The organism is Sphingomonas rustica, assembly GCF_039652585.1.
GTDB lineage: Bacteria > Pseudomonadota > Alphaproteobacteria > Sphingomonadales > Sphingomonadaceae > Sphingomonas > Sphingomonas rustica.
Window position 1 is genome coordinate 290,348 of sequence record NZ_JBDIZK010000002.1, and the last position, 23,657, is coordinate 314,004.

Sequence of the window (23,657 nt, forward strand, 5' to 3'; positions counted from 1 at the left end):
TACCGTCCTTGCCGATTTCTTTGCCGCGGTTGTCGCCATGTTTCCCTCAATCGTTCCGCAGGATCAAGACCTTGCGCCGGGCCGCTCGGCTCGGGCAGGCGACTTAGCCGAAAACATATGCATTTGCACCTATCAAGTTGATCCGATGCGGTGAGTTGACGGGTTCGGGTACGGAAACGGGCGTCGGGCGATGGCTGCAGATCCGTTGAAGCTCGGCGGGATTTGCGGCCCCGTCCGCGCATTCCCGTCATTTCCTCTGGTCATTCGAGCCACGGCAGGTGGCGATATCGGCGATCGTGCGATCGGCACAATAATGCGTGATTATTGTTCCATTATGGACGTAACCCTGTCACGATCCGGTCGAGATCGGAGTCGGTCCGGAGGAAGGTCCATGTCGTCCAAGCGTCGTAGCAATCATATCCTGTGGCTCGCCCTGCTGCCGTTGATGGCGGCCGCGCTGCCTGGTCAGGCGCAGGAGGCTAAGCGGCGCTGGGACGAGATGTGCCAGATCCGCAAGGACAAGCTCGACCTGATCCTGCCCGAGGCGATGCGCGAGAACGGCATCGACATGTGGATCGTCGCGTCGCGCGAGGGACATGACGATCCCAATGCCGCGCTGCTGGGCGGCGGCTATGTCGGCGATGTCGGCTATTATTTGTTCACCGACCGCAGCGGCAGCGGGCGGATCGAGCGGGCGGCGATGGGCATTGGCGGCGCTGCGTTCGACCAGTGCCCGCTCTATGACCTGAAGCTCTCGCCGGCCGAACTGCGCAAGTTCGTCGAGGCGCGCGATCCGAAGCGGATCGGGATCAACATCGCCAGTGAGATCGGCACCGCCGACGGGCTCAGCCAGTCGCTCCATGCGCGGCTGGTCGAAACGCTCGGGCCCGATCTGGCGGCGCGACTGGTCCCCGCGGAGAAGCTGGTGTCCGATTTCCGCGCGCGCCACACCGCCACCGGCATCGCCGCCTTCGCCCGCGCCGGCGAATATTCGCGGACCATCGTCGAGCGGGCGCTGTCGAGCGAGGTGATCCGGCCCGGTCATACCACCACCGGCGAAGTGGCCTGGTGGATGATGGAGCGGCTGCACGAGCAGGGGCTGGGCAACAGCTTCGGCCTGCCGAGCATCTATATCCTGGGGCCCGGCGAGCGCGGGCAGGTGTCGGGGGATCGCATCATCCAGCCGGGCGACCTGATCACGGTCGACTGGGGCGTGAACTATCTGTTCTACTATACCGACATGAAGCGCATGGCCTATGTGCTGAAGCCGGGCGAAACCGCGCCGCCGGCCGGCGTGCAGCGGGCGTTCGACCGGGCGCTGGGCATCCGCCGGATGATCCTCGACGTGATCCGCCCGGGGGTGACCGCCGGCGACGCGCTGGCCGCGGTGAACAAGCGGGTTGCGGAGACGCCGGGGCTGGTGCTTGGTCGCTATGACGATCCCAGCAAGGACCCCAAGGTCTCCGACGTGGTCATCGGCAGCCATTCGGTCGGCGACCTGGGGCACGGATCGGGCCCGTCGATGGCCGACTTCAACCCGCTGCGCATGACCTATCGGCTGCGTCCGGGCACGATGCTGTCGATCGAGCTGTTCCTCTACACCCCGGTCCCCGAATGGGGCGGCCGCAAGATCAAGATCCCGCTGGAGGATAATGGCGTGGTGACCGATCGCGGGCTGGAATGGGCCTATCCGCCGAACAGCAGGATCCTGCTGGTGCGGTAATGTGCGAGCTTGCAGTTAGGCGTCGTGGACAAAGATTGACCTGAGACTCGCGGGTTGATTTAAGCCTGTCTTTTGGAGGCGGCGTTGGGCGAACGGATCGGGGTATCGGATGAAGAGTGGGCATTATTTTCCACCCTCGCTGAACGAAATGATGATGTTGTAAATTCCCGAATCCGTGACGAGCTCAAGATAGGAAACCGCCCCCGGCACCCGGGCGTGGTCGTCGTCGAAAGACGGCGAATTTATAAGCGGATCGAATAACCCGAACGGAATCGGCACGTCTTCGATCGCATCGCTGTCATCGGTGACCAGGAAAAGATCAACCAGGACCAGGGACTGACCGTTCTTCTTAGTCAATCGATACTGTCTGGAATAGCATTCAGCGATATGCCAATTGCTTACCCGTTGGATGGCTTCGAGATGCTGGTCGCACAGGCTGGATACGTCGATAAACTCCAAGGTGCCGTGCGCCTGCTTCTGCGTCACCGACTGCGACCGCGTTTTCGGTTCCTGGTAAGGTGCGGTCTTGCGCGGATCTGCCTCGAGCCCCGCGAGCGCCGCCCTCGCTTCGGGCAGCCCCGGAACCAGCGCGCCCGAATTGACCGGCACCGTCGATACCGAGCCGTTGCGCTGGGGCACCAACATCATTCGCGTTCCGCCGCTGTCTGCTGCGGCGGCAGTATACAGAATGCGAGCCCGCGACGGGCTCCGCGGAATGCCGTCGCCCACGTCGTATCGTAAACCGAGTTCGTACTGCGCGCGCTTGTCACCACCCTGCGCTCGGCGTGCGAGATCCTGCAGATCAGCGGCAGCCGCCCCTGGCTTCAGCGAAATAGCTGCATATTCCGCAGATACGAATCCCCCAGCCAGTACAAAACATGTGCCAAGGATCGCAGCAAGCGCCGCGCGCACAAATCGGCTGTGCAGAATAGCCTTCCCCACTACGTCCCATCCCCCGCAGCGCATCCGTCCGAACCGCGCCGGAAGGAATCATATAGGATCAGAATATTTTGGGATTTGGTTTTAGAGGATCGAGAGGCCGACGTCGAGATTTCCGACGGTCCGGCCAGGCCGATCCGCTTTGGCGATGGAAGCCCGGCTGTCTCGGCATGTATGACAGCACCGCGGCGGTCACATCGATCGGGTCGCTTGCCAGAGCGGTGCGCTGACCCGCAGGACCGGGCCGACCGCTTTCGGTGATATGCAGCCGTCCGGAAGCTGCCGTTTCCGACTTCAGGAATCTATATCTCGCCGACCAGCCAGTGGCGCAGCGCCAGGCCGACGATCAGCATGGTCGCGCCGAATGCCAGGATGGCGAAGAACCCGCTATGGTCGAGAAACGTCACGCCGGCGCCAACGCCCGCGATCAAGCCGCCTTGCTGGGCCAGGGCAATGCCGCCAGCATGCTGCGCGCGCAGGCGAAGGCGTTCTATCTCTGCGGCATCCGGTACCGGACGCGCTGTTGTTTCAGCCCAGCTTCGAAGGCGCTCCGCGAAGCCGACCGGATCGCGCCAGATGCGAGGATCGCGCCGGGCGATCAGCCAGAGGAAGGACCAGTAGACGAGAAGACCGCCCAGTGCGGTCAGGGGCGCGAGAATTGGGCGGAGCAGTTCGTGGGGCTGGCCGGTGTCGATCCCGAATAGCAGCAGGCCATAGCCCGCGGTCACGGCGAACGCGATCGGCCAGGCAGGCGCCGACGGGGGCGGGAGCTGATCGGCAAGTTGAGTGTCCGTCATCGACTCATCCGAAACGCCTCCACCGCTGATTGTCCTCGACCCGCGCCGACCCTCAATAATAACCCGCCTGGCGGCACAGCGCGAAGAGGCGCTTCACCTGGGGATGATCGCGTCCGAGTTGGCTGCGGATCGTCCACTTGCGTGCGCAGTTGCGGCGGGCCTGGGCTTCTTTCGGGCTCATCCGCGCTCGGGCGCGGTTGGTGCCGGCGCGGCGTTCGTTGGTGTAGCGGGCGGCCTCGCCGCCGGTCCATCCGACCATCGCGCCGGGGTCGAGCGCGGGGCCGACATCCTGGGCATTTGCGTGGGTCGTAAACAATGCTGCAACCAGTGCGAGGGGGATCAGATAGTTCACGACGCACCTCCAAGCACCCCCGTTCTCGACATAATAAACAATCGGATTGGATTATAGTTGACGTAGATCGAACCGTGCCATCTTCAGGTTGAACCGTTTGATCCGGCGAATATTTGGTGAAGCCGATCTATATTTGGACAATGCCAAAACAGCGCGCTGCCGTGACGACTGCCGGACCACCGATCAGCCCGCTTTGTGCTTGGATCGCGAATGAAGCCTATGGCGAGGCTTGCCCGATCCGCCATTGACGACGCGGCCTGAAAACGGGCTATGGTGCGTCGCCAAGGGGGGCGAAATGAACTCGAACAACGTGCTCGACAGTCTGTGTGCGGCGATTGCGGCGAGCGGAGACGCGCGGCTTCTGGGGCCCGCGCTCGATCAGTGTCGCGACGCATCCGACCTGGCGCGTGTGCTCGACCAGGGTCGTGACCTGGACCTGACGGTGCTGGACGATGATGAGCGATCACGGGTCGGTGCGCTGGCGCTGGAGGCTGGTGCCTGGGCGCTGGCGCTGAAGGCTGCGCAAGGTGTCGATCGCGCATTGGCCAGCGAAGTGACAGCGCTGTTTCGCCTCGATCGGGCCGGCGACGCCATGGCGCGCTATCATGCGGCGGTCGCTTCCAATCCGGCGCTGGAGCAGCCCGACCTTGTCGCCATGATCGAGCGTGAGAAGGGCGAGAGTACCAATGTGGTGACGCTGAACGCCAGGCGGCGGGAAAGCGAGTCACCCGAGGATGACGAACTGATCGAGGCGCGGCTGAGCTTCGTGCGGACCGAAAGCAGCATCGGGTTCGACGATGTCGCAGGCCACGATGACGTGAAGCGTCAAATCTCGCGGCGGATCATCGCGCCGTTTCAGAAGCCGATGTTGTTCGCGCGGTTCCGCCGGGCGGCCGGTGGCGGTGTCTTGCTGTATGGCCCGCCCGGCTGCGGAAAGACGTTGATCGCGCGGGCCACGGCGGGGGAGTGCGGCGCGCGGTTCATCAACGTGCCGGCCACCGACATCGTCGACAAATATGTCGGCGAACCCGAGCGCAAACTCGCGGCGATTTTCGAAGAGGCGCGACGCGAGACGCCGACGGTTCTGTTCTTCGACGAGATCGAGGCACTTGCGGGAAAACGCGGCAGCCAGTCGACGCGTCACGAGATGGGCCTGGTGTCGACGTTTCTTGCGGAACTCGACGGGTTCGAAAAAGCGAACAAGGGCGTGCTGATCCTGGCGGCCACCAATATGCCATGGGCGGTGGATGCTGCTTTTCGCCGATCCGGCCGGTTCGACCGGTTGCTGTTCGTGCCGCCGCCCGATCGGACTGCGAGGCGCGCCATCCTCGAGCTCCAGCTTGCCGGCCGTCCGGTGCAGGCGGGGCTGGACCTGGAAGCGGTTGCGGCGCGGGCGACCGGATTCTCCGGAGCCGACATCGAAAATCTGGTCGACACCGCGGCGGACCTGGCGATCGAGGAGTCGATCGATGCGGGCACCGAGCAGCCGATCGGGCAGCGGCATCTGATCGAGAGTTTTTCCGAGGTGAAGCCGACGACGGCCGAATGGCTGACGACTGCCCGCAATTTCGCTCGATATGGCAACAGCGGCGGCCAATATGACGAGATCGCGGAGTTCCTGAAGCGCCACGCCAAATGAGGCGGGGACATGGCGGCGCATTGCGGTATCGGATCGTGGATGAACCGAGCGATCCGATCTATTCGCGGTTCGCGCTCCCTCCGATCTGGTTTCTAATGCCGGTGACCATATTGGGCGCGTTCAGCTGGTCGATGTTCTTCTGGCTGCTGCCCGGGCTCAATGGCCTTGTCCTGGCCGGGCGCCATCGGTGGCGAGACGTCGGCCTCAGTGTCCTCGCGCTCGTCATCCATCTGGCAGGAATGATCGCTGTGTTCGCATTGCGCGAACAGGGCATGCTTACGGGAATCTGGCGCCAATATGCTTACGATCTGGTGCTGGTGCTCACGGTGACGCCCTTGGTCAAGGTGATGATGGATCAACAGGCAACGGTCGAGATGCGACGGATATTGAGAAGGTAACGTCGGTGGAGTTCATATCGGCGGCCGCGGAAGCGCGCAGACTGGAGCGGCTTGGCAATTTGCAGGCAGCGATCGAAATCTGGCGGGATGTTCTTACGGAGGATCCGGGCAGTGCCGACGCGCATGCATCGCTGTCGCGCGTGCTTTTCTGGGCGAATCGGATCCGGGGCGCCGAAGCGGAAGCGGAAGCTGCCTTGCAACTCGATCCCGAACAGAGCCAGGCATTGCTGACGCTGGCCCGGATCGAATTCATCCGCAACCGGGACAAACGCGGCTTTGCGCATCTCGATGCCGCTCTCGAAATAAATCCGCAACTGATCGATGCGCATGTGCTGAGAGCGCGCGCGCATCGGATCAATGGCAACCTGACCCGGGCCGATCACGCGATCAGCGCCGCATTGACGTTGGAACCCTCGAACGAGTGGGCGCTGCTCGAACTGGGGTCACTCTCGCGGACCCGAGGCGATCATGAGATGGCCCGTCAGATTGCGAGTACGATTCTGGCGCGCGATCCGGACGATGCCTCGGCCCTGGTGCTGGTCGGCTATGTCCTGCTCGATCAGGGAAAGCGCAGCGAGGCATTGGACGCGGCACTCTCGGCGTTGAACAGCGATCCCTCCAGCGAAGAGGCGCTGGCACTGATCGCCGCGATCAATGTGGTTCGAAATCCGTTGATCGGCGGCTATTGGCTCATCCTGCACCTGCTCGCGCGTTTGAGCGCCAATAAGCGCTGGCTCTTGTCGTGCGTCATCAGTCTCGCTTATTTGATGATATTGACCACGATGTACTGGTTTGGCGTGCCCGGCCCCGTGCGGTGGGTGTTCATGTCGCTCTATCTGGTCATGAACCTGGGTTTGATGGCAACGCGGCAGGTTATCGAGTGGCAGGTGGCGCGGGAAATGCGCAAGGTTCGGCTGCGTCCCTTCTGACGTCTCGCACGGCGCCGGACGCGGTGGCCGAAGATCGATTTCTCCCAGCAAGCCGATTTCCGGAAGGCGGCAGGCCGACCGCCTCCCGTAAGCGGGATCAGAACGCCGCGATGCCGGTGATCGCGCGGCCCAGGATCAGGGCGTGGACGTCGTGCGTGCCCTCATAGGTGTTGACCGTCTCGAGGTTCAGCGCGTGGCGCATGACCTGATAGTCGCCCGAGATGCCGTTGCCGCCGTGCATGTCGCGGGCGGTGCGGGCGATGTCGAGTGCCTTGCCGACATTGTTGCGCTTCACGATCGAGATCATCTCGGGCGCGAAGCTGCCGGCGTCGAGCAGGCGGCCCACGCGCAGCGATGCCTGGAGGCCCAGTGCGATCTCGGTTTCCATGTCGGCCAGCTTCTTCTGGAACAGCTGGGTCGCGGCGAGCGGGCGGCCGAACTGATGGCGGTCGAGACCATATTGGCGCGCGGCGTGGAAGCAGAATTCGGCGGCGCCCAGCGCGCCCCAGCTGATGCCGTAGCGGGCGCGGTTGAGGCAGGAGAAGGGACCCTTGAGACCCTGAACCTCGGGCAGCAGCGCGTCCTCGCCGACCTCGACGCCGTCCATCATGATCATGCCGGTGATCGAGGCGCGCAGCGACAGCTTGTTCTCGATCTTCGGCGCGGAGAGGCCGGGCGTGCCCTTGTCGACGACGAAGCCGCGGATCGCGCCGTCATGGGCGTCCGACTTGGCCCAGATCACGAAGACGTCGGCGATGGGCGAATTGGAGATCCAGGTCTTGGCGCCGTCGAGGCGGTAGCCGCCGTCGATTTTCGTCGCGCGGGTGCGCATGCCGCCGGGGTCGGAGCCGGCATCGGGCTCGGTCAGGCCGAAACAGCCGATCCACTCGCCGCTGGCCAGCTTGGGCAGGCAGCGCAGCTTCTGTTCCTCGGACCCGAAGGCGAGGATCGGGTACATGACCAGGCTCGACTGGACGCTCATCATCGAGCGGTAGCCGGAGTCGATCCGCTCCACCTCGCGCGCAACCAGGCCATAGGCGACATAGGAGGCACCGACGCCGCCATAGGCCTCGGGCACGGTAGGACCAAGCAGGCCGAGCGCGCCCATCTCGCGGAAGATCTCGGGATCGGTCGTCTCGTTGGCGTAGGCGTCGATCACGCGCGGGGCGAGGCGATCCTGCGCATAGTCGCGGGCGGTGTCGCGGATCATCCGCTCCTCGTCCTCGAGCTGTGAGTCGAGGAGGAAGGGGTCGGCCCAGTCGAAAGCGTGCATGGCGGGTCCTTGGGTGGGTGTTGCGGTGAGCGGCTCCCCTCCCTGAAAGGGAGGGGAATCGGTTGCGCTCGGGGTTTAAGTCGTGGGCACCACCGCGATCGTCTCGATCTCGACCTTGGCTTCGGCCTCGACCAGCGCGGCGACTTCGACGACGGCCATGGCGGGATAGTTGCGGCCGACCAGTTCGCGATAGGCTGCGCCGATCTCGGCGATCCGGGAGAGATATTCGTCGCGGCTGGTGATGTACCAGGTCATGCGGACGATGTGCTCGGGACCGGCGCCGTCCTCCGCCAGGATGGCCAGCGTGTTGAGCAGGACCTGGCGGAACTGGCCCGCCAGATCGGGGGCGGCGAAGCGTTCCTCGGCATCCCAGCCGACCACGCCGGCAGTGAACACCATGCGGCCGGTGGCGGAGATGCCGTTGGCGTAGCCGCGGGGCCGCTTCCAGCCGGGCGGGAGCAAGCTGCGATGGACGGTCATGGGCACTCCAGTTCGAGACGGTCGCGGTAATCGGCAGGCCAGGAGATGGACGTGCCGGTCTTGAGTTCGATCAGCACCTGGGTCAGGCGGACGGCGAAGCGCGGCGCGCCGGCGCAGGTGATGGTGACGGTGAGGTCGATCGAGCTTCGGCCGATGCGGGTCAGCGCGACCGCGAAGTCGAGCCGGTCGCCGAGGCGGCTGGGCGCGGTGAAGTCGGCCGACAGGCTGACGGTCGGCAGGCCCAGCCCGCGGCCGAGATGCATCGCGCTGCGATCGTCGCCGAGGATGGCGGGCGTCCAGTCCTCGACCGCGGCGTCGCACAGTTCCAGGCAGCGTGGGTAAAAGGCGATGCCCGCGGGATCGCAGTGCGCGAAGCGCAGCGGGTAGGTGACGGTGAACATCAGCCCGCGCTCTGCGCCAGATGCTGGCGGGCGATGACGATCTTCTGCACCTCCGACGCGCCTTCATAGATGCGCAGCGCGCGAACCTCGCGGTACAGCGCCTCGACCGGTGCGCCGACGGTGACGCCGAGGCCACCGAAGAGCTGGACCGCCTTGTCGATCACCTGTTGCGCACTGTCGGTCGCATGGAGCTTGGCGAGTGCTGCCTCGCGCGTGTTGCGCTGGCCCTTCACGTCGCGCAGCCAGCCGGCGCGGTAGATCAGCAAAGCCGAGGTATCGATGTCGAGCACCATCTCGGCCAGCTTCGACTGGGTCACCGGATTGTCGGCAAGCGTGCCGTCGCCCAGCCGGCGGGTGCGGGCGCGGGCGGTTGCCTCGTCGAGCGCGCGGCGGGCGAAGCCGAGCGCGGCGGCGCCGACGGTGGTGCGGAAGATGTCGAGCGTCGCCATCGCGGCGGCGAAACCGCGGCCGGACTCGCCGAGCAGCGCCGTATCGGGCAGCGCCATGGCGGTGAATTCGAGCGTCGCGAGCGGGTGCGGCGCGATCACCTCGATCCGCTCGGTCACCGCGAGTCCGGGGGCGTCGGCGTCGACGATGAAGGCGGAGACGCCCTTTGCGCCGGGGGCTTCGCCGGTGCGGGCGAACAGGACGTAATAGTCCGCGATGCCGCCGTTCGAGATATAGGTCTTGGAACCGTCGACCTGCCAGCCGGTGGCGGTGCGGGTTGCGCTGGTCTCCATCGACGCGACGTCGGAGCCCGAGCCGGGCTCGGTCAGCGCGAAGGCCGCGATCTTGTCGCCTCGGGCGACGGCGGGGAGATAATCGCGCTTCTGATCCTCGGTGCCGAACAGGCTGATCGTGCCCGAGCCCAGGCCCTGCATCGCGAAAACGAAATCGGCGAGGCCGGAGTGGCGCGCCAGCGTCTCGCGGATCAGCGCGAGCGAGCGGATGTCCAGCGTGTCGTGCACGCCGCCATAGGCAGCGGGAACGCAGTAGCGCAGCCAGCCGCCGTCACCAAGCGCGCGGACCAGGCGGCGGCACTCGGCATCGGTGTCGCTGCCGTGATGGTCGGACAGATGCTCGGCGCACCACGCCTCGAGCGCGGCGGCGAGGGTGCGGTGGCCGTCATCGAGGAACGGCCAGTCGAGAAAGCTGCGGTCGGCCATCAGTCGCCCTCGAACACGGGGGTGCGCTTGTCCGCGAACGCCTCGAACGCGCGGCGGAAGTCGTTGGTCGCCATGCAGATCGCCTGGGCCTGTGCCTCCATCTCGATCGCGGTCTCGATGCCGACGGCCCATTCGGTGTTGAGCTGGGTCTTGGTGATGCCATGCGCGAAGGTCGGGCCGGCGGCGATGCTGCGGGCGAGTGCGGTCGCTTCGTCGAGCAGCGCCTCGGCCGCAACCAGTCGGTTGTGGAAGCCCCAGCGCTCGCCTTCCTCCGCACCCATCATCCGGCCGGTGTAGAGCAGCTCCGACGCGCGGCCCTGGCCGATGATGCGCGGCAGGATGGCGCAGGCGCCCATGTCGCAGCCGGCGAGGCCGACGCGGGTGAAGAGGAACGCGGTCTTGGCCGCCGGGGTGGCGAGGCGCAGGTCGGATGCCATTGCCATGATCGCCCCGGCGCCGACGCAGATGCCGTCGATCGCGGCGACGATCGGCTGGGGGCAGGCGCGCATCGCCTTGACCAGGTCGCCGGTCATGCGGGTGAAGGCGAGCAGTTGCGGCATCGCCATCTCTGTCAGCGGGCCGATGATCTCGTGCACGTCGCCGCCCGAGGAGAAATTGCCGCCGGCGCCGGTGACGACGATCGCCTTGACCTCGGTCGCATAGACCAGCGCGCGGAAGGTATCGCGCAGCTCGGCATAGCTTTCGAAGGTCAGCGGGTTCTTGCGCTCCGGCCGGTTGAGCGTGACGGTCGCCACGCCGTCGGCGAAGTGCCAGCCGAAATGGGTCGGTGCGAAGCGGGTCGGGTCCATCGTCATTCCTTTCCGCCGTCATCGGCCGCAAGCGAATCCTTCAGCGCGCCGAGCAGGTCGTGGAGCTGGCTGCGCTGGTCGCGGTCGAGGCCGGCCAGCATCGCCTCGATCCATTCGTGATGCGCCTCGGCCAGGCCGGCAAAGCATTCGCGGCCGAGCTGGGTGAGGCGCGCGACCGAGGCGCGGCCATCGGTGGGCGAGGGCGCAAGGCTCACATAGCGGTCGCGCACCAGCACCTGCACCACGCCGGTGACGTTGCCGTTCGAGACGAGCAGCGCTTGCGACAGCTGGCCCATCGTCATCCCTTCCGGATGGCGGTCGAGCGCCGCCATCACGTCGAAGCGCGGCAGGGTAATGTCGTAGCGATCGGCGAAGCGGCGCTTGATCCGCTTCTCGATCACCGTCGTGCAGGTGAGCAGGCGCAGCCAGAGGCGGACGCTGCCGCGGTCGTCGAGTTCGCCGTCATGCTTTTCGCGGATGGAGGCGGTCTCGCTCACATGATTTCTCCACCAGCGACGGCGATCGCCTGGCCGGTAATCGACCGGCTGGCGGGCAGGCACAGCCATAGCGTGGTCGCGGCGACCTCCTCGGGCTCGATCAGGCGCTTCTGCGGATTGTGGCGGGTGAGTTCGGCGAGCGCCTCGTCCCCGCTGCGGCCGGTATGGGTCGAGATGGTCTCGATCGCGCGGGCGACGATGTCGGTATCGGTGAAGCCGGGGCAGACCGAATTGGCGGTAAGCGCGGTGCCGGCGAATTCGGCGGCGAGCGCGCGCATCAGGCCGATCGCGCCGTGCTTCGACGCGACATAGGGCGCGACATAGCCATAGCCCTTGACCCCGGCGGTCGAGGCGATGGTGACGATGCGGCCGGCCGGGGCGGCGAGCAGGTCGGGCAGCGCCGACTGGCAGCAGTGGAACAGCGCGTCGAGATTGACCGCCATCGTCTGGCTCCATGCCTCGGGGGGCAGCCTCGCGAAGGGGCCGCTGGGAGCGATGCCGGCATTGTTGATCAGGATGCCTATGGGGCCGTGCACGGCGCGCGCCTGGGCGAAGGCGGCATCGACCGAGGCGCGGTCAGCGACATCCGCGGTGACGGCAATCGCCTGCGGCAGCGTCGCAGCGACCGCTTCGAGCGGATCGCGGCGGCGGCCGATCAGCGTCAGCCGCGCGCCCTCCGTAGCCAGTGCGCGGGCGATGGCGGCGCCGATGCCCGATCCGCCGCCGGTGACGACCGCATGGATGTTCTCAAGCCGCATCGATCAGCTCCTCGGCGCCGCGTCCTGCTCGGCCGCGCGTTTCAGGTTGCGGGCGAGCTGGCTCATGCCGTTCAGGTAATTGGGCGGCACCTTGATGCCGCGATAGTCGTGCTGGGCGGCGGCGCGCAGCGTCCACATCGGGTCGATCATGTGCGGGCGGCCGATCGCGACCAGATCCGCGCGGCCGGCCGCAAGGATCGAATTGGCGTGGTCCGTCTCGAAGATGTTGCCGACCGCCATGGTCGACACGCGCGCCTCGTTGCGGATCTGGTCGGCGAAGGGGGTCTGGAACATGCGGCCATAGACCGGCGTGCAGTCGGCCCAGGTCTGGCCGGCGGACACGTCGATCAGGTCGGCACCGGCGTCGTGGAAGGCGCGGGCGATCTCGACCGCCTCGTCGGGGGTGACGCCCTGGTCGCCCATCCAGTCGGTGGCGGAGATGCGCACCGACATCGGCCGTTCGGCGGGCCACGCGGCGCGCATCGCCGCGAACACCTCGAGCGGGAAGCGCAGGCGGTTCTCCAGGCTGCCGCCATAGGCGTCGGTCCGCTTGTTCTGAAGCGGGGTGATGAAGCTGGACAGGAGATAGCCGTGCGCGGCGTGGAGCTCGACCATGTCGAAGCCCGCGTCGATCGCCATGCGGGTGGCGGCGACGAACTGGTCGCGGACCGCGTCCATGTCGTCGCGCGTCATCGGGCGGGGCACTTGGTTGCCGGCGCTCCACGGCACGTCGGATGCGGCGATCAGCGGCCAGTTGCCGCTCTCCAGCGGCTGGTCCATTCCCTCCCAGCCGATCCGGGTCGAGCCCTTGGGCCCCGAATGGCCGAGCTGGAGGCAGATGCGCGCGGGCGTGTGGGCGTGGACGAAATCGGTGATTCGGCGCCATCCCGCGACATGGTCGGGCGCGTACATGCCGGGGCAGCCGGGGGTGATCCGCGCGTCGGGCGAGACGCAGGTCATCTCGGTATAGACCAGTCCCGCGCCGCCCTGCGCCCGCGCGCCGTAATGGACCAGGTGAAAGTCGTCGGGCGTTCCGTCGGTCGCGCTGTACATCGCCATGGGCGAGACGACGATGCGGTTCTCCAGCGTCATGTCGCGCAGGCGATAGGGGGCGAAGATCGGCGGGACGGCGGCGCGCGGCTCGGCGCCGGTCGCCTGCGCCTGGAACCAGCGCTCGACGCCTTCCAGCCACTCGCGATCGCGCAGGCGCAGATTCTCGTGGCTGACCCGCTGTGACCGGGTGAGCAGCGAATAGGCGAACTGGATCGGGGCGAAGGGCAGGTAGCGGTCGAGCGTCTCGAACCATTCGGTCGAATTGCGGGCGCTGTTCTGGAGCTTGAGCACCTCGACGTTGCGCTCGGCCTGATACTCCTCCAGCGCCTGGGCACGGTCCAGGCCGGGACGGTTCAGTACTTCGGCGAGCTTGATCGCATCCTCCAGCGCCAGCTTGGTGCCCGATCCGATCGAGAAATGCGCGGTGTGCGCGGCGTCGCCGAGCAGGACGAACTTGTCGTAGGACCAGCGGCCGGTGACGATGCGGCGGAAGTTGAGCCAGGCCTGGGGGCCGGGCAGATGGGTCGCGTTGGATTTCAGCGCATGGCCGTCCAGCTGCTTCGCGAAGATCCGCTCGCACAGCGCGATCGCCTCGGGCTGGTCCATCGCGTCGAGGCCGAGGCCCGCCCAGGTGTCGGGATCCATCTCGACGATGAAGGTCGAGAGATTGTCGTCGAAGCGATAGGCATGTGCCCAGACCCAGCCCGCCTCGGTCCGTTCGAAGGCGAAGGTGAAGGCGTCGAAGACACGGGTCGTGCCGAACCAGAAGAACTTGTTGCGGCGGACCTGGATGTCGACGTCGAACTGCGCCTCGTGCGCGTTGCGGATGCGGCTGTTGGCGCCGTCGGCGGCGATGACGAGGTCGTAGTCGACCCAGTCGGACGGGTCGGCGCTCGCCTCGTGCTGGAAATGCAGGCCGACGCCGAGGTCGCGGGCGCGCTGCTGGAGGATCGCCAGCAGCCGCTTGCGGCCGATGCCGATGAAGCCGTGGCCGGACGAGCGGATCGTCTCGCCATGGATCGACACGTCGATATCGTCCCAATGGGCGAATTCGCCGCGGATCGTCTCGCCGCTGACCGGGTCGTTCGCCATCAGATTCTCGACCGTCTGGTCGGAGAAGACGACGCCCCAGCCGAACGTGTCGTCGGCGCGGTTGCGCTCGAACACGTCGACCTGGTGCCTGGGGTTCCGCACCTTCATCGAGATGGCGAAATACAGGCCCGCCGGCCCGCCGCCCACGCATGCGATCTTCACTGCCGACAACTCCGTCGCTGGCACCGGACTCGGGTGCATCATAGTTCGCACAGTAAAAAGCTTCAAACCTGAAATTTCAAGCTTGAAATATCATATATCACGCAATTATTCACGGGTATGGGAATCACCGGAGGATCTGGGATGAAGTGGCCGGCACAGCGCCTGAAGGCGGGATCGAAGAAGAGCTTCGGCATGTACGAAGCTGCATCGAAGCTCGAGGCTCAGGGCGTCGACCTGATCCATCTCGAGTTCGGGCGGCCGCATTCGGATACGCCGGCGCACATCAAGGAAGCGGCCAAGGCGGCGCTGGATGCCGGCATCGTCCATTATGGCGATTTCCGGGGGACATTGTCGTTTCGCCAGGCGCTGATCGAGAAGCTGGGCCGGTTCAACAAGCTCGATTACGGCGTCGACGAGGTGCTGGTGTGCAACGGGCTGACGCATGCGTCGTTCGCGGCGTTCATGGCGGCGATCGATCCGGACGACGAGGTGATCCTGCTCGATCCCTATTACCCGCAGCATGTCGGCAAGACCGAGCTGGCCGGCGGCAAGGTGGTGATCGCCGAGCTGGACAAGGCGAACGACTTCGCGATCTCGAAGGAAAAGATCGCGGCAAAGATCACGCCGGCCACGCGGATGATCGTGCTGGTCAATCCGGCCAACCCGACCGGCCGCGTCTACAGCCGCGAGGAACTCCAGCATGTCGCCGACCTGGCGATCGAACACGACCTGCTGGTCCTGTCGGACGAGGTGTACGAATATATCACCTATGGCCAGGCCGAGCATGTCAGCATCGCCAGCCTGCCGGGCATGCGCGAGCGGACGATCACCTGTTTCGCCTTTACCAAGGCTTATTCGATGGACGGATGGCGGATCGGCTATCTGACCGCGGATGCGGCGCTGATGCCGGCGATCCTGCGCATCACCATGACCGACGTGACGCATGTCAACGTGTTCATCCAGGAAGGCGCGCGCGCCGCGGTCGAAGGGCCGCAGGACGACATGCTGGCGATGGTCGAGGCCGATCGGCGCAAGCGCGACATCGTCGTGCAGGCGCTCAACCAGATGCCGGGCGTGACCTGCGCCTCGCCCGAGGGCACGATCTACGCCTTTCCCGACATCAGCGGCACCGGGCGCGGATCGCAGGAACTGGCGACCGCGATCCTGCACGAGGCGAATGTCGTCGTGGAATCGGGCAGCTTCTATGGCCCGGGCGGCGAGGGGCATCTGCGCGTGTGCTTCGGATCGGAGTCCGAGGCGCGGATCGTCGAGGCGATGGAGCGGCTGGGCCGGTTCTTCAACGCGCTGTGACGGCGAACGCGGCGAACGACTGACGGGAACGAGAGGGAGAATATGGCCATGACCAGGATGCTACGCCTTGCCGCCGCACTGTTGACGGGGCCGCTTCTTCCGTTCGCGTCGGCACCGGCATTCGCGCAGACGGTTGCGCCCGCACCGTCCGGCTATGACGCGCTGGTCACGCTCTACAAGGAGTTCCGCGCCTTCGTCCCGCCGGCGATGGTCAAGGGCGTGCCCGACTATTCGCCCGCGGCGATGGCGCGGCATTATGCCGAGCTGCAGCGGTTCCAGGCACGGCTGAAGGCGATCGACGACAGCGGCTGGCCGATCGCGCAGCGGGTCGATTACATGGTCGTGCTGGCCGAGATGCGCGGTGCCGAGTTCCAGCACCGGGTGATGGAACCGTGGAAACGCGACCCGGCCTTCTACAGCACGACCAATCTCGGCTTCGGGCCGAAGATGCATGGCGCGATCGCGCTGCCCAAGCTGCCGATCGGCAAGGCCGAGGCGGCGGCGCTCGCAGCCCGGCTGAATGCGGTTCCCGAAGCCCTGCGCCAGGCGCGGGTGAACCTGACCGACGCGCGCGGCGACCTTGCCCGGCTGGCGATCCAGCAGAAGCAGGTCGAGATCAACGTCTATGGCGAACTCGCGGAGCAGGCGGGCAGGCTGCAGCCGTCGCTGGTCGCGCCGGCGAAGCGCGCCCAGGCCGCCGCCGCCTCGTTCAAGGCGTGGCTGGAGAGCATCGAGGCGGCGCTTCCGGCGCATGGCGGCGTCGGCAAGGACAATTACGCCTGGTATCTGCGCAACGTGCTGCTGCTGCCCTACACGCCCGACGAGGTCGGGGTGATCGGCGAGCGCGAATATCAGCGTCAGGTCGCGTTCCTGAAGATCGAGGAGCATCGCAACCGCGGCATCGCCATGCCCGAGCCGGTGCAGACGCGCGCCGAGTTCGACGCGAAGCGCAAAGTCGAGGACGAGGACCTGCTGCGCTTCCTGCGCGACGGCGACTGGGTGACGATCCCAGATTATGTGAAGCATGATCCGGAGGAGGGGCCCTATGTTTTCCCGTTCGAGAAGGACCCGTCGAAGCCGGGGCTGTTCGATCCGCCGCTGAACCTGCACTTCTTCTTCCAGGCCGAGTTCCGCGACGGGCGTCCGCTGCGCGCGCACAACCTGCCCGGACACGCCTTCGATTCGCTCCAGGCTGCGCGCGACACGCGGCAGATCCGCGGCGGACAGCGGCTGTTCTTCGTCAACGGCCTGCGCAACGAGGGCTGGGCCTTTTATCTGGAGGAATTCCTGATCCAGGCCGGGATGCTGGAGGACAAGCCCAAGACCCGCGAGATCGACTATATCCTGGGGGCGAAGCGCGCGGCGCGGGTGCTGCCCGAGCTGAAGATGCAGGCGAACGAGTGGACCTGGGCGCAGGCGAACGCGTCGCTGATCGCGCGGACGCCGAAATGGATGAAGCCGGGCGACGCGGTCGCGCAGTTCGATATCGAGCTGTACCTGCGCCAGCCGGGCTATGGCATTGGCTATTATATGGGCAAGGTCGAGCTGGAGAAGCTGCTCGCCGATGTCGCGATGGCCGAGGGCGACCGCTTCGATATCAAGTCCTTCCACGACCGTTTTCGCGCGGCGGGATCGATCCCCATCTCGCTGATCCGCTGGGAAATGACCGGCAGGGACGACGAGATCCGCACCATGCGCAACTGACTTGCCGAGGCCTGAGGGCCGCGCTCAAGCGGCCCGGATGAACTGCGCGCGACGGGTCTAACCGCCCGCCGCGCGCTTTTTTCGATGGCGCCGGGGCCAGGCGAGCAGGGGCGGCAGCGATCGGATTTTCGTCCGACCTTTTTGTCCCGGCACCGATCCTCTTCTGGTACGTTGCGGCGCAATGAAACTCTCCATCCGATCGATGCTCGACTATTCGTTCGAGCGGCCCACCGACGTGCTGCTCCAGGTCGAGGCAGCGCAGATTCCCGAACAGTTCGTCGAGACCGCGCATATCAAGGTGCTGCCGAGCGACCATTTCGCCCGCGTGGTGGCGCAGGACGGCATCGGCGAACGGATCTGGATCCGCGCCGAGGGGCGGATGACGGTGAACTACACCGCCACGGTCGCGATCCAGCGCAAGGTCGCCGATTGCGGGCAGCTGCCGCAGATCGAATTCAGGCACCTGCCGGGCGAGACGATCCAGTATCTGATGGGATCGCGCTATTGCCCGTCGGACGAGTTCCAGACGTTCGTCGAGGCCGAGTTCGGCCAATATTATGGGGGACGCCGCATCATCGAGATGCGCGACTGGATCCAGCGCAGCTTCACCTATGTGCCTGGGGTCAGCAATTCCGAGACCACCGCGCTCGACACGTTCGTGCGGCGGCAGGGCATCTGCCGCGACTATGCGCATGTGATGATCACGCTTGCCCGCGCCTCGGGCATTCCGGCGCGGATCGCCAGCGTCTATGCGCTCGGCGTCGATCCGCCCGATTTCCACGCGGTCGCCGAGGTCTTTCTGGGCGGCGAGTGGCATCTGGTCGACGCGACGGGGATGGCGCATGAATCGGCGATGGCGAAGATCGGCGTCGGCCGCGACGCCGCCGACGTGTCGTTCATGACCTCCTATGGCTTCGCCTCGTTCAACGCGCAGTCGGTCGAGGTGACGCAGGCGGACTGACGGATCGCGCCTCGGCGCAATCGCTGCGCGCGGGCGGAACCCTTGCCTTCTCATGCCGTTAGCCCGGCTCGCATCTCCGGTCCGGAGGTGTTTCGGGAGGGCCTGAGGCTGGAAACGATAGCAGGGTGGGTCGCGCCGATCGCGACGATGATCGCCGCCATGATGACCGCAGCCAATCTCGGCGCCCGGGTAACCGGGTGGGGCTTCGTCGTCTTCACCGCGGGATCGATCTGCTGGTCGATCGTCGGGCTGACCTCGGGCCAGACCAATCTGGTCGCCAGCAACGCATTCCTGACGGTGGTGAACCTGGTGGGGATCTGGCGGTGGCTTGGGCGGCAGAGCGTCTATGAGGATGGCGGGAAGTCCGCGACCCATGCCAGCCGCCGATCCGCATCCCCGACGCTGTTCACCGCCACCGGGATTGCCGGAAAGCCGGTCGCCGACACGTCCGGCGAGGTGATCGGCAAGGGCGTCGAGTCGCTGATCGAGTGCGAGACCGGCAGCATCAGCTATGTCGTCATCGCCTCGGGCGGGATCGGGGGGATCGAGGAGCAGTTGCGCGCGGTGCCGCGCGACCGGATCGACTTCGGCTGCGACCAGCTGTCCCTGCAGATGACCAGGCGGGAGTTCGACGCGATGGCGGTGCTGGAATCAGGCGACTGGCCGGCACGGGCCGAGCAGGCGGAAGGTCGGGCAGCATGAGCGGACTTGCATGGATCGCCAGCCGCATCGCACGGCGCCTGGCGAAACGGGACATGCTCTGTCTGGCGGACGACGACCAGCATGCGCAGGCGCTCGCCGCCGCGCTCAGGGCGATGGTCCCGGACGCACAGGTCATCTTCATCCCGTCCAGCGACACCCTGCCCGGGGACGTCGCTCCGGCGTCGCCGGCCAATATCGGAACGCGGGTCGCGGCGCTCCGGACGCTGCGGCTGGCGCAGCAGAAGGGCAAGCGACCGCATCTTGCCTGTGTCATGAGCGGAGAGGCGGCGGCGCGGCGATATCCGCCGCCGTCCGCCTTCGACCTTGCGCCCCCGTTGCTGCGCGTCGGCGACGCGATCGATGTCGAGCGATTTCCCGAGCTGTTGCTGGAACTGGGCTATGTCGCCGACGACCGGGTGGACGAGCCCGGCGAAATGGCGGTGCGGGGCGAGGTGATCGACCTGTACCCCGCCGATGCCGGCATGCCGGCGCGCATCGACATCGCCGATGGCAGGATCGAGGCGATCCGCAGCTATGACCCCGTGAGCCAGCGCAGCGTCGAGGTCATCGAGTCGCTGGAAATCGGCCGCGCGTCCGAGCCGCATGTCGAGGACAGCGACTCGATCCTGGCGCACATGAAGCCGGCCGGCCTCTTTCTCTCCGAACGCGCGGACAAGCGTCGGCGGCGTTTTCTGGAGCTTGCCGACGATGCGGCGCGGGGCAAGGCGGCAGCATTCGACGCCGTTGATGAGGGGGCGTGGACCGCCGCCCTGGACGCGTGGCAGATCGTGACGATAGCGGCGCCGCAGGAGGCGGTTCCGCATTTCGCGCAGGCGCGATCGCCGATGGCGGCCATGGACCGGTTCGTCCGGCCGCTGCTGGCGAGCCGGGCCCTCGTCCTTGCGGGGCATGAGCGCGACCTGCGCTTCCTGCGAGGCCGGATCGCCAGGCGGCTGGGGATCGAGGTGAGCGACCTCGACGCGTGGCGCGATGTCGAGCGACTGGAGCCCGGTGCCGCCGGGCGGATCGAGCTTCCGGTGAGCACCGGGTTCGTCGATGACGGCATCGTCCTGATCGCGGCAGCGGACCTGCTCGGCAGCCGTGCGTCGACCGGCGATGCGCCGCCGTCGCACGCGGATGTCTGGTTGCGCGGCGGGGAGGTGCGTATCGGCGACGTCGTCGTGCATGAGGACCATGGTGTCGGCGCCATCATGGGGCTGGAGCCCGATCCCTCCAATCCCGATGGCGAGATGATTGCGCTGGAATATGCAGGCGGCGCGCGGCGCCTGGTCCCGGTCGACGAGTGCGACCGGCTGTGGCGCTACGGCGCCGACGCCGGGGCGGTCACCCTGGACAAGCTCGACGGGTCGAGCTGGACGAAGCGCCGGGCCGACATCCAGCACGCGATCGAGGAAAGCGCGGCGGGACTGGCGGCGATCGCCGCGGCGCGCGAGAAGCTGGAGGCGCCCGTGATCGCGCCTGACGCTGCAGCCTATGAGCGGTTCGCCGGTGGCTTCCCCTTCAACGAGACCGCCGATCAATCGCGCGCCATTGCCGCGGTGCGGACCGACCTGGCCAGCGGGAAGCCGATGGACCGGCTGGTGATCGGCGATGTCGGCTATGGCAAGACCGAAGTCGCGCTGCGCGCGGCGGCGCTGGTCGCGCTTGCGGGATATCAGGTGGTGATGGCAGCGCCGACGACGGTGCTGGTCCGCCAGCACCTGACCAGCTTCCAGCGACGGTTCGCGGCGTCGGGGCTGAAGGTCGCCAGCTTGTCGCGCCTGTCGAGCGCGGCGGAGAAGAAGGCGGTCAAGGCCGGCCTTGCCGATGGCAGCATCGACATCGTGATCGGTACCGGCGCGGTGATGGCGAAGGGCGTGAGCTATGCCAGGCTTGGACTGGTCGTCGTGGACGAGGAGCAGCGTTTCGGTGCGGCGGACAAGGCGAAGCTGCGCGGCGCGGGCGACATCCATCTGCTCACGCTGAGCGCGACGCCGATCCCGAGGACGCTGCAGACGGCGCTGGTGGGGCTGCAGCAGATCTCGATCATCGCCACGCCGCCGGCGCGGCGTCAGCCGATCCGTACGAGCCTGGACCGTTACGACGATACGCGCGTCCGTATCGCGCTGCTTCGCGAGAAGGGACGCAAGGGACAGAGCTTCGTCGTCGTTCCGCGGATCGAGGACATGGCCGGCATCGCCGCGCATCTGCGGCGGGCAGTGCCCGACCTGACGATCATCGAGGCGCACGGCAAGATGCCCGCCGCCGAGATCGACGCGGCGATGGTGGGCTTTGCCGAAGGCGAGGGGGATGTCCTGCTGGCCACCAACATCATCGAGGCGGGCCTGGACGTCCCGCGCGCGAACACCATGATCGTATGGCGGGCCGACCGTTTCGGCCTGGCGCAGCTGCATCAGCTGCGCGGACGGGTCGGCCGCGGGAACAGGCGGGGACAGGTCATCCTGCTGACCCGCGAGGAGGATGCAATCGCGGAGCGCACGTTGAAGCGACTGCGGACGCTGGCGGCGTTCGACCGACTGGGCGCGGGGTTCGAGATCAGCGCGCGCGACCTGGACATTCGCGGCGGCGGCGACCTGCTGGGCGATACCCAGGCGGGACATATGAAGCTGATCGGCGTGGAACTGTACCAGCATCTGCTGGGCGCGGCGCTGCGCAGGGCGCGGGGGGACACGAGCGAGCGCTGGACCCCGGAGCTGAATCTCGGCGGTGCCGGAACCCTGCCGGAGAGCTGGATTCCCGAGGCCGACATGCGGCTGACCCTGTATGCCCGTGTCGCCCGGCTGGCGAGCGAGGCGGAGATCGACGCGTTCGAGGAAGAACTGATCGACCGGTTCGGTCCCTTGCCCGAGGGCGCGGCGACGCTGATCGCGCATGTCCGCCTGCGCGTGGCGGCGCAGCATGCCAATGTCGCACGGGTCGATGCGGGTCCTTCGGCGATCGCGCTGACCCCGCGCGCGGACTTCGCCGGGGCGACCGACGCGCTCGGCCTGGTGCGCCGCAACGGGCGGTGGCTGCTGCTGGAGGCGGTCGACGAGGATCGGCAGGTGGAGACGGTGCAGCATCTGCTGGAGACGCTGGCCGCCTGATCGCCGGGGGCGCGCGGAACGGAGTGGTTCCCGGCTGGTTCGTCAGTCCGACAGGGGACAGGAATGACGATATTACAGGAACATGGACGCGAGGCGGTCACCCCCTGGGCGATCCCGCTGGCCGGTTGGAAGGACATCGCCCTGCGCGCCTGGCGCGAATCCGGGCAAGACAATCTCGGGCTGATCGCATCGGGCGTCGCGTTCTGCGCGGTGCTGGCGATGGTGCCGATGCTGGGCGCAGTGGTGCTGAGCTATGGCATCATCGCGACGCCGGTCACGGTCGTCGAGAATATGGAAGCGCTGACGTCGATGATGCCTGCCGACGCGGCGCGCCTGATCGGGGAGCAGCTGGCGAACATCGTGACGACGTCCGACGGCAAGAAGGGGCTGGGGCTGGTCATCGCGATCGCCATCGCGCTGTACGGTGCCATGAAGGGCGCCTCCGCGATTATCACCGCGCTGAACATCGCCTATGACGAGGACGAGACGCGCGGCTTCGTCAAACTGAACCTGGCGGCACTGGCGATCACGATCGGAGCCGCAGTGCTTGCCCTCATCGCGATCCTGTCGATCGCGGCGATGGCCGGCCTGCACAGGCTGTTTCCCGGCGCGCCGGCCGCGCTGATCGTGCTCGGCAAGCTGATGTCCTATGTGGCGATGGCCGGGATCGGGGCGGCGGCGGCAGCGACCCTCTATCGCTATGCGCCCGACCGCCACGAGGCCAAATGGCGGTGGCTGACCCCGGGATCGGTGATCGCATCGCTATCCTGGATGATCATGACGCTGGGGTTCGGCGCCTATGTCGCGAACTTCGGCAATTACGATGTGACCTATGGCTCGCTGGGCGCGGCGATCGTGCTGCTCACCTGGCTGTACCTGTCGGCCTATGTCCTGCTGCTCGGTGCCGAGTTCAATTGCGAGCTGGAGCGCCAGACCGTGCGCGACACGACGCGCGGCGCCGAGCAGCCGATGGGCGCGCGCGGCGCCTTCGCCGCCGATACGGTCGCGAGCGGGTCGCAGCCGGAACCCAGGCCGGGTCCGGGACCGAACGCGGCTGCGACCGATCCGCAACCGGATGACAGGGGCGAGCGGGCAATGCCGGATGTATCGCGAGCGCCCTCGCTGACGGGCAGTTACGCCGCCGGGCGGGCATCGGCGCGGATCGGGCGCATCGTCGGGATCGGGGGTCCCGGCAGGGTTCCGACGCTGCTGGCGACGAGCGGGCTCGTCATGCTGGGCAAGCCCAACCGGGCGATTGCAGGGCTGTTGCTCCTGACTGGCGCGGGCGCGCTGGCGTGGCTGGGCCGGGAGAGGCGGGCCTGATCGTCTTGCGGAAGAACCTTCGGGCGACCGGATGAGGGTCGCCCGAAGGCCGGCCGGGTTCAGGAGTGAGACCCGGCCATC

At 66.8% G+C, this 23,657-nt stretch carries 21 protein-coding genes; 10 read left to right on the forward strand and 11 right to left on the reverse strand.

Annotated elements, in window-relative coordinates; translation table 11 throughout:
• Positions 1-391 precede the first annotated feature (391 nt).
• Positions 392-1,723, forward strand: a complete 1,332-nt coding sequence (locus tag TPR58_RS04315) for a M24 family metallopeptidase (protein WP_346245385.1) — start codon at positions 392-394, stop codon at positions 1,721-1,723.
• Between the two features lie 123 nt (positions 1,724-1,846).
• On the opposite strand, the gene TPR58_RS04320 is transcribed toward TPR58_RS04315, so the two are convergent.
• From TPR58_RS04320 to TPR58_RS04330, 3 genes are all read right to left on the reverse strand, one after another.
• Positions 1,847-2,665, reverse strand: coding sequence for an SEL1-like repeat protein (locus TPR58_RS04320; RefSeq protein ID WP_346245386.1), 819 nt, complete (start codon positions 2,663-2,665; stop codon positions 1,847-1,849).
• 299 nt (positions 2,666-2,964) lie between these two features.
• Positions 2,965-3,459, reverse strand: coding sequence for a hypothetical protein (locus TPR58_RS04325; RefSeq protein ID WP_346245387.1), 495 nt, complete (start codon positions 3,457-3,459; stop codon positions 2,965-2,967).
• Between the two features lie 52 nt (positions 3,460-3,511).
• Entirely contained in the window at positions 3,512-3,811 is a 300-nt protein-coding gene (locus TPR58_RS04330) for a hypothetical protein (protein WP_346245388.1), read from the reverse strand.
• Positions 3,812-4,106: 295 nt separating this feature from the next.
• Here TPR58_RS04330 and TPR58_RS04335 point away from each other — a divergent pair, with 295 nt between their 5' ends.
• Genes TPR58_RS04335 through TPR58_RS04345 form a run of 3 tightly spaced genes read left to right on the forward strand, consistent with a single transcriptional unit; the run spans position 4,107 to position 6,777 of the window.
• Positions 4,107-5,450, forward strand: a complete 1,344-nt coding sequence (locus tag TPR58_RS04335) for an ATP-binding protein (protein WP_346245389.1) — start codon at positions 4,107-4,109, stop codon at positions 5,448-5,450.
• Between the two features lie 20 nt (positions 5,451-5,470).
• On the forward strand, positions 5,471-5,848 hold the full coding sequence (locus TPR58_RS04340) for a hypothetical protein (protein WP_346245390.1): 378 nt from the start codon (positions 5,471-5,473) through the stop codon (positions 5,846-5,848).
• Positions 5,849-5,853: 5 nt separating this feature from the next.
• Positions 5,854-6,777, forward strand: a complete 924-nt coding sequence (locus TPR58_RS04345) for a tetratricopeptide repeat protein (protein WP_346245391.1) — start codon at positions 5,854-5,856, stop codon at positions 6,775-6,777.
• Positions 6,778-6,874: 97 nt separating this feature from the next.
• Here the strand turns inward: TPR58_RS04345 and TPR58_RS04350 are convergent, their stop codons facing one another.
• From TPR58_RS04350 to TPR58_RS04385, 8 genes are all read right to left on the reverse strand, one after another.
• The gene (locus TPR58_RS04350) at positions 6,875-8,050 is read right to left on the reverse strand and encodes an acyl-CoA dehydrogenase (RefSeq protein ID WP_346245392.1); all 1,176 of its coding nucleotides are present in this window, start codon (positions 8,048-8,050) and stop codon (positions 6,875-6,877) included.
• Positions 8,051-8,125: 75 nt separating this feature from the next.
• The gene (locus TPR58_RS04355) at positions 8,126-8,530 is read right to left on the reverse strand and encodes a RidA family protein (RefSeq protein ID WP_346245393.1); all 405 of its coding nucleotides are present in this window, start codon (positions 8,528-8,530) and stop codon (positions 8,126-8,128) included.
• Positions 8,527-8,931, reverse strand: coding sequence for an acyl-CoA thioesterase (locus TPR58_RS04360; RefSeq protein ID WP_346245394.1), 405 nt, complete (start codon positions 8,929-8,931; stop codon positions 8,527-8,529). The genes TPR58_RS04355 and TPR58_RS04360 overlap by 4 nt, the downstream gene beginning before the upstream one ends.
• On the reverse strand, positions 8,931-10,097 hold the full coding sequence (locus tag TPR58_RS04365) for an acyl-CoA dehydrogenase family protein (protein WP_346245395.1): 1,167 nt from the start codon (positions 10,095-10,097) through the stop codon (positions 8,931-8,933). The genes TPR58_RS04360 and TPR58_RS04365 overlap by 1 nt, the downstream gene beginning before the upstream one ends.
• Positions 10,097-10,906 (reverse strand): enoyl-CoA hydratase family protein, encoded by an 810-nt coding sequence (locus tag TPR58_RS04370; RefSeq protein ID WP_346245396.1) that lies wholly within the window; start codon positions 10,904-10,906, stop codon positions 10,097-10,099. Before TPR58_RS04370 ends, TPR58_RS04365 begins: the two co-directional genes overlap by 1 nt.
• A gap of 2 nt (positions 10,907-10,908) precedes the next feature.
• On the reverse strand, positions 10,909-11,403 hold the full coding sequence (locus tag TPR58_RS04375; RefSeq protein WP_346245397.1) for a MarR family winged helix-turn-helix transcriptional regulator: 495 nt from the start codon (positions 11,401-11,403) through the stop codon (positions 10,909-10,911).
• Positions 11,400-12,161 carry an SDR family NAD(P)-dependent oxidoreductase gene (locus TPR58_RS04380; protein WP_346245398.1) on the reverse strand — a complete coding sequence of 254 codons (762 nt, stop codon included), beginning with the start codon at positions 12,159-12,161 and terminating at the stop codon, positions 11,400-11,402. Before TPR58_RS04380 ends, TPR58_RS04375 begins: the two co-directional genes overlap by 4 nt.
• A 3-nt stretch (positions 12,162-12,164) precedes the next feature.
• Positions 12,165-14,468: a bifunctional salicylyl-CoA 5-hydroxylase/oxidoreductase gene (locus tag TPR58_RS04385; RefSeq protein WP_346245399.1), complete on the reverse strand. Its 2,304-nt coding sequence runs from the start codon at positions 14,466-14,468 to the stop codon at positions 12,165-12,167.
• Between the two features lie 141 nt (positions 14,469-14,609).
• On the opposite strand from TPR58_RS04385, the gene TPR58_RS04390 reads away from it, so the two are divergent.
• From TPR58_RS04390 to TPR58_RS04415, 6 genes are all read left to right on the forward strand, one after another.
• Entirely contained in the window at positions 14,610-15,779 is a 1,170-nt protein-coding gene (locus TPR58_RS04390; RefSeq protein WP_346245400.1) for a pyridoxal phosphate-dependent aminotransferase, read from the forward strand.
• A gap of 48 nt (positions 15,780-15,827) precedes the next feature.
• A complete protein-coding gene (locus tag TPR58_RS04395) occupies positions 15,828-17,483 on the forward strand; it encodes a DUF885 family protein (RefSeq protein WP_346245401.1) in 1,656 nt (551 codons plus the stop codon).
• 181 nt (positions 17,484-17,664) lie between these two features.
• A complete protein-coding gene (locus TPR58_RS04400; protein WP_346245402.1) occupies positions 17,665-18,444 on the forward strand; it encodes a transglutaminase-like domain-containing protein in 780 nt (259 codons plus the stop codon).
• A 147-nt stretch (positions 18,445-18,591) separates the two neighbouring features.
• Positions 18,592-19,146 (forward strand): PRC-barrel domain-containing protein, encoded by a 555-nt coding sequence (locus TPR58_RS04405; RefSeq protein ID WP_346245403.1) that lies wholly within the window; start codon positions 18,592-18,594, stop codon positions 19,144-19,146.
• Positions 19,143-22,253, forward strand: coding sequence for a TRCF domain-containing protein (locus TPR58_RS04410; protein ID WP_346245404.1), 3,111 nt, complete (start codon positions 19,143-19,145; stop codon positions 22,251-22,253). Before TPR58_RS04405 ends, TPR58_RS04410 begins: the two co-directional genes overlap by 4 nt.
• A 63-nt stretch (positions 22,254-22,316) precedes the next feature.
• Positions 22,317-23,576, forward strand: a complete 1,260-nt coding sequence (locus tag TPR58_RS04415) for a YihY/virulence factor BrkB family protein (protein WP_346245405.1) — start codon at positions 22,317-22,319, stop codon at positions 23,574-23,576.
• Positions 23,577-23,657 lie beyond the last annotated feature (81 nt).